A 15,223-nucleotide genomic window follows, 5' to 3' on the forward strand; every position below is an offset into this window, starting at 1 on the left:
CCGCGCATTACAGGGAATCTCTCCTATGTCCTCCATGCGTACTCACTACTGCGGTCTGGTGACCGAACAACTGATCGGCCAGGAAGTGGCCCTGACCGGCTGGGTGCAGCGCCGCCGCGATCACGGTGGCGTGATCTTCATCGACCTGCGCGATCGCGAGGGCCTGGTGCAGGTGGTGTGCGACCCGGATCGTCCGGAGATGTTCAAGGCCGCGGAAGAAATCCGCAACGAGTTCTGCATCCGCATCACCGGCAAGGTGCGCCCGCGTCCGGCCGGCACCGAGAACGCCAACCTGACCTCGGGCAAGATCGAGGTGCTGTGCCATGAGCTGACCGTGCTGAACCCGTCGGTCACGCCTCCGTTCCAGCTCGATGACGACAACCTGTCGGAAACCACCCGCCTGACGCACCGCGTGCTGGATCTGCGCCGTCCGCAGATGCAATACAACCTGCGCCTGCGCTACAAGGTGGCGATGGAAGTGCGCAAGTACCTGGACGCACAGGGCTTCATCGACATCGAGACGCCGATGCTCGGCAAGAGCACGCCCGAAGGCGCCCGCGACTATCTCGTGCCGTCGCGCGTGAACCCGGGTCACTTCTTCGCGCTGCCGCAGTCGCCGCAGATCTTCAAGCAGATGCTGATGGTCTCGGGCTTCGACCGTTACTACCAGATCACCAAGTGCTTCCGTGACGAGGACCTGCGCGCCGACCGCCAGCCCGAATTCACGCAGATCGACTGCGAAACGTCGTTCCTGACCGAACAGGAAATCCGTGACCTGTTCGAGGACATGATGCGCACCGTGTTCAAGAACGCGATCGACGTGGACCTGGACGCCAAGTTCCCGGTGATGGAGTTCCGCGAGGCGATGGCCCGCTTCGGCTCGGACAAGCCGGACCTGCGCGTCAAGCTCGAATTCACCGAACTGACCGAGGTGATGAAGGACGTCGACTTCAAGGTGTTCTCGGGCCCGGCCAACAGCGACAACGGTCGCGTGGTCGGCCTGCGCGTGCCGGGTGGCGGCGCGATCTCGCGTGGCGAAATCGATGCCTACACGCAGTTCGTGGCGATCTATGGCGCCAAGGGCCTGGCGTGGATCAAGGTCAATGAAGTGGCCAAGGGCCGCGACGGCCTGCAATCGCCGATCGTGAAGAACCTGCATGACGCCGCGATTGCCGAGATCCTGAAGCGCACTGGCGCCCAGGACGGCGACATCATCTTCTTCGGCGCCGACAAGGCCAAGATCGTCAACGACGCGATCGGCGCGCTGCGCCTGAAGGTCGGCCATTCGGAGTTCGGCAAGAGCACGGGCCTGTTCGAAGACACCTGGAAGCCGCTGTGGGTGATCGACTTCCCGATGTTCGAGTACGACGAGGAAGATGCCCGCTGGGTGGCCATGCACCACCCGTTCACGAGCCCGAAGGACGAGCACCTGCAGTACCTGGAAACCGATCCGGGCAAGTGCATCGCCAAGGCCTACGACATGGTGCTGAACGGCTGGGAAATGGGCGGCGGCTCGGTGCGTATCTACCGCGAGGACGTGCAGAGCAAGGTGTTCCGCGCCCTGAAGATCAACGACGAGGAAGCTCGCGCCAAGTTCGGTTACCTGCTCGACGCGCTGCAGTACGGCGCGCCGCCGCACGGTGGCCTGGCCTTCGGCCTGGACCGTATCGTGACGATGATGGCCGGCGCTGACTCGATCCGTGACGTGATCGCGTTCCCGAAGACGCAACGTGCGCAGGATCTGCTGACGCAGGCCCCGAGCACGGTCGACGAGAAGCAGTTGCGAGAACTGCACATTCGTCTGCGTGCCCAGGAGCCGAAGACCACGGCCTGATCGTTGTTCAGACCCGCAAAAAAGCCGCGCCGATGCGCGGCTTTTTTGTTCTTGGTGCAAGGATGCGTTTCCATTTGTTACTACCCGGAACGAAGCCGCCGGGGAGAATGTCTTTCTGCGTTGATACGCGTGATGCAGGCCCGCCTCGAAGGCCGCCGCGACGTGGGAGGACCAAGGCGTGAATCTAGATACCGAACTGATCCGTGCGTTCCTGCAAGTTCATGCGGAAACGATCTTGACCTGGCTGGCAGCCGGGTTGCTCATGATGCTGTTGGCCCGCTTCGAACTGCGCCGCGCGGTACGCAAGTCGGCGCAGGCGATGTCCCAATCGGTGGCCGCCACGGTGGCCGCTTGTGTACCGGATATCGCGCACGCCGCGCAGCAAGGACATACGGTGCCGGGCGAACTGGCTGCTACCGGCACCGAACCGGTGGCCACCCAGCGCGCGGACGCACTGCGCAAGCTCGCGCTCGATACCGTGGCTACCGTCATGACGCGTGGCCGCTGGCTCGAAGACGTTGGCAACCTGCGCCTGGGCGAGGATGCGCTGTTGTCCGGCCGGCGTGCCGGTGGCGCGGATCCGCTGCTCGTGGTGGCGCCGCAACCCGTGGTGCAGGCGTACCTGAACGCCCAGCGCACCTTCGACGATGAAGCGACCACACTGCAGAACCATCGGCGCGAGGCGCTTCGGCTTCAGGAGGCGTTGCAGGCACTTAATGCCGAGGCAGCGCATGTCGAGCAGGAAACGGCAAGCATTGTGATGCGCTTCGAGCAGGTCAATGCGCAGGTTGCCCAAGGCGTGGAAGCAGGCGACTATCAGCGGTTCCTGATCCAGAAATACAACCAACTCGGCGTGCGCGAGAAGGAAATCGGGCAGGAACGCGCGTCCATGGCAGCACAGGCACGCGAGGCCGCCGATGCACTGGCCAGCCTTGCGCATACGGCCTCGCAGCGCTATACGCAGGCGCTGGCGCCACTGATGCAGCAGCTTCGCTCAGCATGGGGGCATGGCGATTCGCCCGAGGTGTTCGATACTTGGCTCCGAGCCGCGCCGGCCGCGCAGCCGGGTGACCGTCAGGCGACGATCCGCCCCGGCGAACATACATTGGCCTGAGTAGGAGGGCAGCGGCCGGAGCGCGCCATTGGCGTCCGGCTGCGCTATGCTTTGGTTTGTCCCTGCCGCCCTTCCCATGCGCTACAAGATTCCCGAATCGGTACTGGTCGTGATCCACACACCAGACCTGCAAGTCCTCCTGATCGAGCGCGCCGACCGGCCCGGCTATTGGCAGTCGGTGACCGGCAGCCTCGATGCCGAGGACGAGCCGCTACCCATGACCGCCGCGCGCGAGGTGGCCGAGGAAACCGGACTTATCGCCAGCCGCTATTCGCTGACCGACTGGCAACACACCATCGACTACGAGATCTATCCGCAATGGCGCCACCGCTATGCGCCGGGCATCACTCGCAATACCGAGCACTGGTTCGGGTTGTGCGTACCCGCGCCGATGCCGGTGACGCTGGCGCCGCGTGAGCACCTGCGCTTCGAATGGCTGCCCTGGCAGGCGGCCGCGGCGCGTTGCTTCTCCAGCAGCAATGCCGAAGCAGTGCGCCAGCTTGCCTGGCGCGTGGCAGGCGGTCAGGGCGCCGGGCTCGACGTCACGAACGGAGCCGCCGCACCATGAAGTTGCGCGTTGTCACCTACAACATTCACAAGGGTGTAAAGGGATTCACCGGCAAGCCACGAATCCAGAGCGTGCGAACCGGCCTGCAGTCGATGGACGCGGATATTGTGTTCCTGCAGGAAGTGCAGGACCGCAATGATCGCCTGATCGCGGCCGAGTTGTTCGACCCCGATCACACCCAGCTCAACTACCTGGCGACGGATGCCTATCCGCATTCGGTCTATGGCCGCAATGCAGTGTATGACCATGGCCATCATGGCAATGCAATCCTGTCGCGCCATCCGATCCTGATGTCGGAAAACCTCGATATCTCCGATCACCGCTTCGAGCAGCGCGGGCTGTTGCACGCGGTGGCCGATATCAACGGCGTCGAGGCACACCTGATCTGCGTGCACTTCGGCCTGTTCGCGGGTAGCCGCGTGCGTCAGACCACCGCGCTGGTGGAGCGCGTGCGTAGCGTGGTGCCGGCCGATGCGCCGCTGGTGATCGCGGGCGACTTCAACGACTGGAACCACAAGCTCGACTCGAAGATCTGCAACACGCTCAATGCCGTGGAGTCGGCGAATGCGAAGAACGGACGCATCCATACGTTCCCGAGCCATATGCCATGGTGGCAGCTCGACCGTATCTACGCGCGGGGCTTCGAGTTCGAGCGCACGCAAGCGCTGACCGGCCGCGAATGGGCGCAGCGCTCGGACCATGTCCCGCTGATGGCGGAACTGGCCCGGCGGGTGGCAATTCCGGAGGTCTGATGTCTGGCGATCGGATTCAGCGATCGAGATAACCGCGGATCCACGCGTAGATCGCGTCGACATCCGAGAGGTTCAGAACGGGCAGGGTCGTCTGTCGGGAGACCTCTTCCGGGACGTCGGTCGCCACCGCGACCACACCCGGCACATCCGTCCATAGCGGCGCCTTGCCGTTGGCAGGGCGATAGATTTCCAGCTTCGGGAAATCGCTCCACTTGTAGCCTTCCACCATCACCAAGTCGGTGTCAGGCGGCAGTACCGACAATGCCTCGCCGATCTCGGGCGACGGCTTTTCTTCGGGGTAGTGCCGCATCAACGTCAGGTGACGGGCGCCCACAAGCACCACGTTCTGGCAGCCGCCCTCGCGCATCCGCCATGAATCCTTGCCCGGCGTGTCTGGGTCGAACCCGTGGTGAGTGTGCTTGATGCCCGCGACGCGTAGGCCATCGGCTACGAAACGGGGGATCAACTGGTCCAGTAGCGTGCTCTTGCCGCTGCCCGACGAGCCGGCGATACCGAATACCTTCACAATGCTTTCCCTGTTGGGCGTCACAATGCTCCGACAATATCAGACTTCGCCAGGGCCATGTGCAGGAGCCGCCCGTTCGCCGATAATCGAGCCATGTCACGGATCAACGATCGGGTATCGCCCCCAACGTCGAGTGCGCCAGGCACGCCGGAATCGCCATCGAGCGCATTGCATCAAGAGGTTGGCGATCCCGCTGCCACCACCGTTGCCAACGCCACTGCGCCATTGATGCGCTGGGTGCGCCGGCGCGGCAGCCCGGTCCAGGGCAACCTGGTCGATCTGCTGAGCAACGGCCAGGAGTATTTTCCCGCCCTGATCGAGGCGATTGATGCCGCGCGCGTGCACGTCGTGCTCGAGACCTATATTTATGCCGACGATGATGTCGGCGCCCTTGTTACTGATGCGTTGATCCGGGCGGCGCAACGCGGTGTGGATGTCAGGCTGGTCGTCGACGGATTCGGCGCGGGGGATCTGCCTGCGACGCTCGCCAGCCGGCTGCGCGATGGAGGTGTGCGCCTCGAGGTTTTTCGTCCGGTGCGTGGATTCAGGCTGGCGCGCCGGCATCTGCGGCGGTTGCATCGCAAGATGGCGGTGATCGACGACAGCGTGGCCTTCGTCGGTGGTATCAATATCATCGACGACCACAACTACGGCCCGCTGGAATTGCCCGAAGTCGGCCCACGCTACGACTTTGCCGTGCGCGTGCGCGGCCCGCTGGTGGCGCAGATCGCGCTCGCTTCGGCGCGGCTGTGGTTCCGGATGGCACAGCAACGCGGGCTGCGCGAAACCGCAACGGCTTTCACCGAAGTGGAAACGCTGACCACCGCCGCGCGGCAGGCCCGGCGCGAGCATCACGCGGGCGGCGTGGCTGCGGCATTGCTGCTGCGCGACAACCTGCGCAATCGCCGCACGATCGAGCGCGAATATCTCTACGCGCTGGGCGCCGCGCGTCATGACGTGATCATCGCCAACGCCTATTTTCTGCCTGGCACGAAGATGCGGCGCGCGTTGCTGGCGTGCCGTGAGCGCGGGGTGCGTGTGCGACTGCTGCTGCAGGGGATGGTCGAGTACCGGCTGCAACATTTCGCGACGCACGCGCTCTATGCGCGGCTGCTCGAGGCCGGCATCGAAATCTACGAATACGAGGCGAGCTTCCTGCACGCGAAGGTCGCCGTCATCGACAACTCGTGGGCGACGGTCGGCTCGAGCAACCTGGATCCGTTCAGCCTGCTGCTGGCACGAGAGGCCAATGTCGCGGTGTATGACCCGAGCTTTGCCGGCGTGCTGCGCGCGCGTCTGGAGCGGGCCATGGCGCAGCGCAGCGCGCGCGTGGTGCCCGAGGTTCACGCACGCCTGCCGCGACTGCGCCGGTTTGCCAATTGGGCGGCGTACTACGTGTTGCGTCTCGGCGTCGTGATCGCGGGTGTCACAGGCCGTTACTGACGCCGCGCAAGCCGGGCACGGTAACATGCTGCCCTGCCGCAAGCCGCGCCTTCCGCGCAAACGTGCCCCGGCCATTTCAAGCCGGTTTTAAGCCGATGCTGCATTGCGCCGCAAGTTACCAGCGCGATGCCGTCCGTTTAGAAACACGGGTCTAATTAAAAGCTTGATGCCAATCGGCCTCGCCAGAATAATCTGAACGACCGTTCTTTTTTGGCTTAGACTTCGTGCATTCGCGGCCGCCCCTATTGAAAATCAGCGACCGAAGTGCCTGCCGACCGCAACGTCAGGTCAAGAACAGTGCTCCTGAGAGCACTGCAAAGAACGGAGAAAAAACATGCGCCACCAGTCAGTTCGCCTTGAATCCGCCGCCGCGCCCGCGCCCTTGCGCAAGGGCGAGATGACGCGCGTGGCGATTCTCGATGCGGCACTGGAACTGTCGTCTCGCGACGGGCTCGAAGGGCTGACCATCGGCCTGCTCGCGGAACGTATGCAGATGAGCAAGAGCGGCGTCTTCGCGCATTTCGGTTCGCGCGAGGACCTGCAGGTTGAAGTGGTGCGCGAGTATCACCGGCGGTTCGAGCAGGAGGTGTTCTACCCCTCGCTGCAAGAGCCGCGTGGGTTGCCTCGCCTGTGGTCGATGGTGCGACGCTGGATGGAAAAGCGCATCCAGGAAGTGACCACGGGGTGCATCTACATCAGCGGTGCGGTCGAGTACGACGATCGCGCGGAAAGCCCGGTGCGTGACGAGCTCGTCAAGAGCGTCACGATCTGGCGTGCCGCGCTGATGCGTGCGATCGATCAGGCCAAGGAAGAGGGGCACCTGCGCGCGGATTGCGATCCGCGCCTGATGCTGTTCGAAATGTACAGTCTTGAACTAGGCTTGCATCACGACGCCCGTTTCCTTCGCCTGCCGGACAGCGCCGAGCTTGCCATGGTTGCGCTCAACAAACTGATTCAGTCTTACCGAACCTGAGCCGCCCCACGGGCAGCGCTCGCGCAATCCCACTTCAGGGTGCGCGGCTCGCGCGTGTGGTGGCACTAGCAAACCTCCAAGGAGTCTTTGATGGGCCAGTACACCGCACCGTTGCGCGACATGCAGTTCGTGCTCCATGAACTGCTCGGCGCCGAAGCCGAACTCAAGGCGATGCCGCAGCACGCGGACATCGACGTGGACACCATCAACCAGGTGCTTGAGGAAGCCGGCAAGTTCTGCTCCGACGTGGTCTTCCCGCTGAACCAGCCTGGTGACCGTGAAGGCTGCACCTACGTCGGCGACGGCGTGGTGCGCGCGCCCAAGGGCTTCAAGGAGGCCTATCAGCAGTTCGTGGAAGCCGGCTGGCCCGCACTGGCGTGCGATCCGGAGTTTGGCGGCCAGGGTTTGCCGATCATGATCAACAACGCGCTGTACGAGATGCTGAACTCGGCCGGCCAGGCATGGACGATGTATCCGGGCCTGTCGCACGGTGCCTATGAAGCGCTGCACGCGCACGGCACGCCGGAACTGAAGCAGACGTATCTGCCGAAGCTGGTGTCGGGTGTCTGGACGGGCACGATGTGCCTGACCGAGCCGCACTGCGGCACCGATCTCGGCATCCTGCGCAGCAAGGCCGAACCGCAGGCCGATGGCTCGTACTCGATCACCGGCACCAAGATCTTTATCTCGGCCGGCGAGCATGACATGGCCGAGAACATCATCCACCTCGTGCTGGCACGCCTGCCGGACGCACCTGGCGGTACCAAGGGCATTTCGCTGTTCGTCGTGCCGAAGTTCATCCCCGACGCCAACGGCAACCCGGGCGAGCGCAACGGCATCAAGTGCGGCTCGATCGAACACAAGATGGGCATTCACGGCAACGCCACCTGCGTGATGAACCTCGACGGCGCGCGCGGCTGGATGGTGGGCGAGCCCAACAAGGGCCTGAACGCGATGTTCGTGATGATGAACGCCGCGCGCCTCGGCGTTGGCGCCCAGGGTCTGGGCTTGACCGAGGTGGCCTATCAGAACTCGCTGGCCTACGCGAAGGACCGTCTGCAGATGCGCTCGCTGACTGGCCCGAAGGCACCGGACAAGCCCGCCGACCCGATCATCGTGCACCCGGACGTGCGTCGCATGTTGCTGACGCAAAAGGCCTACGCCGAAGGTGGCCGCGCGTTCGCCTACTGGACCGCGCTGCAGATCGACCGTGAACTGTCGCACCCCGACGAAAGCGTGCGCAAGGAAGCCGGCGACCTCGTGGCGCTGCTGACCCCGGTCATCAAGGCCTTCCTGACCGACAACGCCTTCACCTCGACCAACGAGGGCATGCAGGTGTTCGGCGGCCACGGCTACATCTCCGAGTGGGGCATGGAGCAATACGTGCGCGACGCGCGTATCAACATGATCTACGAAGGCACCAACACGGTTCAGTCGCTGGACCTGCTGGGCCGCAAGGTGCTGGGCGACATGGGCGCCAAGCTGAAGGCCTTCGGCAAGATCGTGCAGACGTTTGTCGAGGAAGAAGGCACGAGCGAGGCGATGCAGGAGTTCGTCAACCCGCTGGCCGACATCGGCGACAAGGTGCAGAAGCTGACGATGGAGATCGGCATGAAGGCGATGGGCAATGCCGACGAAGTGGGTGCTGCCGCCGTGCCGTACTTGCGCGTGGTGGGACACCTCGTGTTCTCGTACTTCTGGGCCCGCATGGCCAAGATCGCCCTGGACAAGCAGGATAGCGGCGACAAGTTCTACACGACCAAGCTGGCCACGGCGCGCTTCTACTTCGCCAAGCTGCTGCCGGAAACCGCGGGCGAGATTCGCAAGGCTCGCGCTGGCGCATCCACGCTGATGGCGCTGGACGCAGATCTGTTCTGATTGGGGTTGCTCCCCTGAGGGTTGTCTCCCTTCTCCCCTGATACGGGAGAAGGGGAGAATCCACCCGCAGCATATTCATCTCTCCTCAAACGCTCACTAGCCAAGGAGCGCGCATGTCCAATTTCATCGTCAAGAAGGTCGCTGTGCTCGGTGCCGGCGTCATGGGGGCGCAGATTGCCGCCCATCTGATCAACGCCCGCGTTCCCGTGATCCTGTTCGACCTGCCGGCCAAGGAAGGCCCGAAGAACGGTATCGCCGATCGCGCGATCGAGAACCTGAAGAAGCTCTCGCCCGCGCCGCTCGGCATCAAGGAAGAGGCCGGCCTGATTCGCGCCGCCAACTACGAGGACGACATCGCCCTGCTCAAGGAGTGCGACGTGGTGATCGAGGCGATCGCCGAGCGCATGGACTGGAAGCATGACCTCTACAAGAAGGTGTCGCCGCATCTCGCGCCGAACGCAATCTTCGCCACGAACACGTCTGGCCTGTCGATCACGGCGCTGTCCGATGGCTTCGATGCCGACCTGAAGTCGCGCTTCTGCGGTGTGCACTTCTTCAATCCGCCGCGCTACATGCACCTGGTGGAGCTGATCCCGACCGCGACGACCAAGCCGGAGATTCTCGACCGTCTGGAATCGTTCCTGACCACGTCGCTGGGCAAGGGTGTCGTGCGCGCCAAGGACACGTCGAACTTCATCGCCAACCGTGTCGGCATCTTCTCGATCCTGGCCGTGTTCGCCGAAGCCGAGAAGTTCGGCATTCCGTTCGATATCGTCGACGACCTGACCGGTACCAAGCTGGGCCGCGCCAAGTCGGCCACGTTCCGCACCGCCGACGTGGTAGGCCTGGACACGATGGCGCACGTCATCAAGACGATGCAGGACAACCTGACCGATGACCCGTTCGCGCCGGTGTACAAGACGCCGGCCGTGCTGAAGGGGCTGGTGGATGCCGGCGCGCTGGGCCAGAAGACCGGCGCCGGTTTCTACAAGAAGGAAGGCAAGGCGATCAAGGTGCTGGACGCCAAGTCTGGCCAGTACGTCGAGTCCGGCAAGAAGGCCGACGAGATCGTCGTGCGCATCCTGAAGAAGGAACCGGCCGAACGTATCAAGCTGCTGCGTGAATCGACCAATCCGCAGGCCCAGTTCCTGTGGGGCGTGTTCCGTGACGTGTTCCACTACATCGCCGTCTATCTGGAACAGATCGCTGGCTCGGCGGCCGATATCGACCTGGCCATTCGCTGGGGCTTCGGCTGGAACTCGGGTCCGTTCGAAGATTGGCAGGCCGCTGGCTGGAAGCAGGTGGCCGAGTGGGTCAAGGAAGATGTCGAGGCAGGCAAGGCGCTCTCGAACGCTCCGCTGCCGGCATGGGTGCTGAACGGCGCCGTGGCCGAGAACGGTGGCGTGCATGGCGCGCAGGGTTCGTGGTCGCCGGCGGCCAGTGCATTCGTCAAGCGTGCCGAATTGCCGGTGTACCAGCGCCAGGTGTTCCGTGCCGCGCTGAAGGGTACCGACTCGCCCGATCCGCGCCGTGCCGGCAAAACGATCGAGGAGAACGATGGCGCGCGCATCTGGACCACTGATGGTGCCGACGATGTGCTCGTGATCTCGTTCAAGAGCAAGATGAACACGGTTGGCCCAGATGTGCTCGATACCATCGTGCGCGCCGTGGAACTGGCCGAAGCCAGCTACAAGGGTCTGGTGGTGTGGCAACCGACGTCGCTGCAACTGGGCGCGCCGGGTGGTCCATTCTCGGCGGGCGCCAACCTGGAAGCCGCGATGCCGGCCTTCATGATGGGCGGTGCCAAGGGCATCGAGCCGTTCGTCAAGAAGTTCCAGGACACGATGATGCGCGTGAAGTACGCGGCGGTGCCGGTGGTGCCGGCCGTGTCGGGCATCGCGCTCGGCGGTGGCTGCGAACTGATGCTGCATTCCGCGAAGCGGGTGGTGGCGCTGGAAAGCTATGTCGGTCTCGTCGAGGTGGGCGTGGGTCTGGTGCCGGCCGGCGGTGGCCTCAAGGAAGCCGCGATCGCAGCAGCCAAGGCCGCGCAGGCAGCGGGCAGCACGAACTACCTGAACTTCATCACCAATCGCTTCCAGGCAGCGGCGATGGCCAAGGTGTCGTCGTCGGCGCTCGACGCGCAGAAGATCGGCTACGTCCAGCCGACCGACACGATCGTCTATAACGTCCATGAACTGCTGTACGTGGCGCAGAACGAAGTGCGCGCGCTGGCCAACGCCGGCTATCGCGCACCGCTGCCCGGCCAGCTGATTCCGGTGGCTGGCCGCTCGGGCATCGCCACGATCAAGGCATCGCTGGTCAACATGCGCGACGGCAACTTCATCTCGGCGCACGACTTCCTGATTGCCTCGCGCATCGCGGAAGTGGTTTGCGGCGGCGATGTGGAGGCCGGCTCGCTGGTCAGCGAAGACTGGCTGCTGGCGCTGGAGCGTCGCGCATTCATCGACCTGCTGGGCAACGGCAAGACCCAGGAGCGGATCATGGGAATGCTGCAGACGGGCAAGCCGGTGCGCAACTAATCAGGCCAACGAGGAACCGACATCATGAAACAACTGCAAGACGCATACATTGTCGCGGCTACCCGTTCGCCGATCGGCAAGGCCCCGAAGGGCGCTTTCAAGAACACCCGTCCCGATGACCTGCTGGCGACGATCCTGCAAGCGGCCGTGGCCCAGGTGCCGAGCCTGGACCCCGCGCTGATCGAGGACGCCATCGTCGGCTGCGCGATTCCCGAAGCGCAGCAGGGCCTGAACGTGGCGCGTATCGGCGCGCTGCTGGCAGGCCTGCCCAACACCGTGGGCGGCATCACCGTGAACCGCTTCTGCGCGTCGGGCCTGTCGGCCGTGGCAATGGCTGCGGACCGTATCCGCGTGGGCGAATCGGATGTAATGATCGCCGCCGGCGTGGAGTCGATGAGCATGGTGCCGATGATGGGCAACTCGCCGTCGATGTCGCCGTCGATCTTCGAACGCGACGAGAATATCGGCATTGCCTACGGCATGGGTCTGACGGCCGAGAAGGTGGCCACGCAGTGGAAGGTCAGCCGCGAGGACCAGGATGCGTTCTCGCTGGCATCGCACCAGAAGGCCATCGCCGCGCAGCAGGCTGGCGAATTCAAGGACGAAATTACCCCGATTGAGGTAGTTGAGCGGTTCCCGGATCTCGCGTCTGGTCAGATCAACGTCAAGACGCGTACTATTTCGCTGGACGAGGGACCGCGTCCCGATACGTCGGTGGAAGGGCTTGGCAAGCTGCGCGCGGTGTTCGCCAACAAGGGCAGCGTGACGGCCGGCAATAGCTCGCAGACGTCCGATGGCGCCGGCGCGCTGATCCTGGTTTCGGAGAAGATCCTCAAGCAGTTCAACCTGGTGCCGCGGGCCCGTTTCGTATCGTTCGCGGTGCGTGGCGTGCCGCCGGAGATCATGGGGATCGGTCCGAAGGCAGCGATTCCGGCTGCGCTGAAGGCCGCTGGCCTGACGCAGGACCAGATCGACTGGATCGAGCTGAACGAAGCGTTTGCCGCGCAATCGCTGGCGGTGATGCGTGACCTGGAACTTGATCCGGCCAAGGTCAACCGGATGGGCGGCGCCATCGCGCTGGGCCACCCGCTCGGTGCGACCGGAGCGATCCGTTCGGCCACTGTGGTGCACGCACTGCGTCGCCACAACATGAAGTACGGCATGGTGACCATGTGCGTGGGCACGGGCATGGGCGCAGCCGGAATCTTCGAGCGCGTATAAATAAAGCGCGCCAGGGACAGCCCGACGGGTGGGCTGTCCCGACCTTCGATCAGGTGAGGAAATGCATGGACACGGAGATGCCAACACACTGAAACCGAGGGGAGAACAACAATATGCAGGAGACCGCCATTCTGGCCGACGCGGCGTGTGACATGCCGCGCGCGATGATGGACGCGCTAGGCGTCCGCACGATTCCATTCCGCATCCGGGCCGGCGACCGCTTCGTGGTCGACACCCGCGACGAAGCCGAGCTTCCAAACCTGTACCAGAAGTATCTGGTCGGCAAGCAGGACCACTACGCGGAATCGATCCCGCTGCTCGAACGCGAGCTGGAAGACCATTTGCTCAAGAACGTGGTGGCCGGTTGTGACCGGGCCATTTTGCTGACCATCGCCAGCAGCCGTAGCAAGCTGTATTCGAATGCCACCGGCGCGGTGGTCGGTACTGTCGCGCGCAGTTTCAAGCTGCGCAAGGATGCCGGCCGCAGCGGGCTGTTCGACCTGACCGTGATCGACACCGGTGCCATTGGCCCGGGCCAGGCGCTGATCGTGCGCGAGGCTGCGCGAATGCTCGCCGACGGCGCCAGTGCGGCATCCGTGGTCGACGCGGTCGAGAACCGCCTGCGCGATGCGGCCCACATGTTCCTGATTCCCGACGAACTGCTCTACATGTACACGCGTGCCAAGCTCAAGGGCGAGAACAGCATCACGTGGAGCCGCTACATGCTTGGCAGCGCGTTCAACATCCGCCCGGTAATCCATATGCACCGGGGCGTCACCCAGGCCATTGCCAAGGCGCGTGGCAACGAAGAGGGCGTTCGCCGGCTGCTCTCCCACGTCGAAGCCTGCATTCGCGCCGACAGCCTGCTGACGCCGGCCGTGGCCGCGTGCTATGCGGGCGATATCGATGAGGTGGAATCGCTGCCGGCCTGGCAATCCTTGAAGCACATCGCCGCATCGCGCAACGTGGAGCTGATGCTGGCGCCGATGAGCCTGACCGTCGCGCTGAACGTGGGAGCGGGCGCGTTCGGCTTGAGTTATCTTTCCGAAGCGCCGCCACCGTTCGTGTGATCGGCTTCCTTCTCAAAACGGAGACGAGGTAGAAATGAGCATTGCAACCAGCATCGACCAGGGCGTACTGACCATTGGCTTCGATCGCATCGACAAGAAGAACGCGATCACCGCGGCGATGTACCAGACCATGGCCGACGCGCTGCGCGCCGCCGAGACCGACGCCGCGGTTCGCGTCATCGTGATCGAAGGCAAGCCGGAAGTCTTCACGGCGGGCAACGACATCGAGGACTTCCTGAAGCGCCCGCCGACCAACGGCGCCGATGGCGCGCCGGCACCGGTGTTCCAGTTCCTCCAGGCAATCAGCCGGGCGACCAAGCCCATCGTGGCATCGGTCAGCGGCGCAGCCGTTGGCATCGGCACCACGCTGCTGCTGCATTGCGATCTCGTCTACGCATCCGAGACGGCAAAGCTGGCGCTGCCGTTCGCCCAACTCGGCCTCTGCCCGGAGGCGGCGTCGAGCCTGCTGTTGCCGCGCATGGTCGGCTATCAGCGCGCCGCCGAAAAGCTGCTTCTTGGCGAGGCATTCAGCGCCCAGGAAGCCTTCGAAATCGGTCTGGTGACGAAGGTACTGTCGGTGGCGGAACTGCAGGGTTATGTGCGTCAGCAGGCGGCCAAGCTGGCGGTGCTGCCCGCGTCGTCGCTGCGCGAAACCAAGCGCCTGATGAAGGGCGATGACGCGGCGGCCGTGGAAAAGAAGATGCTTGAGGAGGGCGAGGTGTTCCGCCGCATGCTGGTCGCGCCGGAAGCGAAGGAGGCCTTTACGGCATTCTTCGAGAAGCGCAAGCCGGATTTCTCGAAGTTCAGCTAAGGCGAAGCAAGCTGTAGCTTGTTTGCGCCCCTCTCCCATGCGATGGGAGAGGGGCTGCGGAGAGGAGAGAACTCCCTGCGATCAAGCCGCCGGCAACACCCTTGGTTGCCGGCTCTCGTCGGTGGCCACGTACGTCAGCGTGGCCTCCGTCACTTTCACGATCTCGTTGGCGTGGCGCATCCGTTGCGCGTAGACCTCCACGGAGACCGTGATCGACGTGCGGCCCGTCTTGACGATGTCGGCATAGAAGCTGACCAGATCGCCGACGAACACCGGATTCTTGAACAGGAACGAATTCACCGCCACGGTGGCCACGCGGCCTTGGGCGCGCTCCACGGCGGGGATCGATCCGGCCATGTCCACCTGCGACATGATCCACCCGCCGAACACATCGCCGTGTACGTTGGCGTCGGCCGGCATCGGCACCACGCGCAGCGCGGGATTCTTGCCGGAGGGGAGTTCGGGAACAAAGCTGGAAGTGGTCATGGCGGGT

13 protein-coding genes are annotated in these 15,223 nt (G+C 64.0%); 11 read left to right on the plus strand and 2 right to left on the minus strand.

From position 1 onward, the window contains the following. Window positions 1–25: 25 nt before the first annotated feature. The 4 genes from aspS (at window position 26) to RMET_RS01930 (ending at window position 4,268) form a co-directional block, all read left to right on the plus strand. Window positions 26–1,834: an aspartate--tRNA ligase gene (gene aspS, locus RMET_RS01915; RefSeq protein ID WP_011515256.1), complete on the plus strand. Its 1,809-nt coding sequence runs from the start codon at window positions 26–28 to the stop codon at window positions 1,832–1,834. Between the two features lie 178 nt (window positions 1,835–2,012). Then, complete coding sequence (locus RMET_RS01920; protein WP_011515257.1) at window positions 2,013–2,948, plus strand: hypothetical protein; 936 nt, start codon at window positions 2,013–2,015, stop codon at window positions 2,946–2,948. A 76-nt stretch (window positions 2,949–3,024) separates the two neighbouring features. Next, window positions 3,025–3,516, plus strand: a complete 492-nt coding sequence (nudB, locus tag RMET_RS01925) for a dihydroneopterin triphosphate diphosphatase (protein WP_008645954.1) — start codon at window positions 3,025–3,027, stop codon at window positions 3,514–3,516. Beyond that, entirely contained in the window at window positions 3,513–4,268 is a 756-nt protein-coding gene (locus RMET_RS01930) for an endonuclease/exonuclease/phosphatase family protein (RefSeq protein WP_011515259.1), read from the plus strand. Before nudB ends, RMET_RS01930 begins: the two co-directional genes overlap by 4 nt. A gap of 16 nt (window positions 4,269–4,284) precedes the next feature. On the opposite strand, the gene mobB is transcribed toward RMET_RS01930, so the two are convergent. Beyond that, window positions 4,285–4,794, minus strand: coding sequence for a molybdopterin-guanine dinucleotide biosynthesis protein B (gene mobB, locus RMET_RS01935; RefSeq protein ID WP_011515260.1), 510 nt, complete (start codon window positions 4,792–4,794; stop codon window positions 4,285–4,287). Window positions 4,795–4,887: 93 nt separating this feature from the next. Between mobB and clsB the strand changes: the two genes are divergently transcribed. From clsB to RMET_RS01970, 7 genes are all read left to right on the plus strand, one after another. Beyond that, window positions 4,888–6,237: a cardiolipin synthase ClsB gene (gene clsB / locus RMET_RS01940; protein ID WP_063834255.1), complete on the plus strand. Its 1,350-nt coding sequence runs from the start codon at window positions 4,888–4,890 to the stop codon at window positions 6,235–6,237. 382 nt (window positions 6,238–6,619) lie between these two features. Beyond that, window positions 6,620–7,210: a TetR/AcrR family transcriptional regulator gene (locus RMET_RS01945; protein WP_008645958.1), complete on the plus strand. Its 591-nt coding sequence runs from the start codon at window positions 6,620–6,622 to the stop codon at window positions 7,208–7,210. Window positions 7,211–7,300: 90 nt separating this feature from the next. Then, complete coding sequence (locus tag RMET_RS01950; RefSeq protein ID WP_011515263.1) at window positions 7,301–9,088, plus strand: acyl-CoA dehydrogenase C-terminal domain-containing protein; 1,788 nt, start codon at window positions 7,301–7,303, stop codon at window positions 9,086–9,088. A gap of 113 nt (window positions 9,089–9,201) precedes the next feature. Beyond that, complete coding sequence (locus tag RMET_RS01955; RefSeq protein ID WP_011515264.1) at window positions 9,202–11,628, plus strand: 3-hydroxyacyl-CoA dehydrogenase/enoyl-CoA hydratase family protein; 2,427 nt, start codon at window positions 9,202–9,204, stop codon at window positions 11,626–11,628. A gap of 21 nt (window positions 11,629–11,649) precedes the next feature. Continuing rightward, window positions 11,650–12,849, plus strand: coding sequence for an acetyl-CoA C-acyltransferase (locus tag RMET_RS01960; protein ID WP_029308421.1), 1,200 nt, complete (start codon window positions 11,650–11,652; stop codon window positions 12,847–12,849). A 113-nt stretch (window positions 12,850–12,962) separates the two neighbouring features. After that, on the plus strand, window positions 12,963–13,919 hold the full coding sequence (locus tag RMET_RS01965) for a DegV family protein (protein ID WP_008645964.1): 957 nt from the start codon (window positions 12,963–12,965) through the stop codon (window positions 13,917–13,919). Window positions 13,920–13,953: 34 nt separating this feature from the next. Continuing rightward, complete coding sequence (locus tag RMET_RS01970) at window positions 13,954–14,730, plus strand: enoyl-CoA hydratase (RefSeq protein WP_011515266.1); 777 nt, start codon at window positions 13,954–13,956, stop codon at window positions 14,728–14,730. An 81-nt stretch (window positions 14,731–14,811) separates the two neighbouring features. Here the strand turns inward: RMET_RS01970 and RMET_RS01975 are convergent, their stop codons facing one another. Next, a complete protein-coding gene (locus tag RMET_RS01975; RefSeq protein ID WP_008645967.1) occupies window positions 14,812–15,216 on the minus strand; it encodes an acyl-CoA thioesterase in 405 nt (134 codons plus the stop codon). Between the last annotated feature and the right edge of the window lie 7 nt (window positions 15,217–15,223).

The sequence above is a fragment of the Cupriavidus metallidurans CH34 genome (genome assembly GCF_000196015.1).
In the GTDB taxonomy this organism is placed as follows: Bacteria; Pseudomonadota; Gammaproteobacteria; order Burkholderiales; family Burkholderiaceae; genus Cupriavidus; species Cupriavidus metallidurans.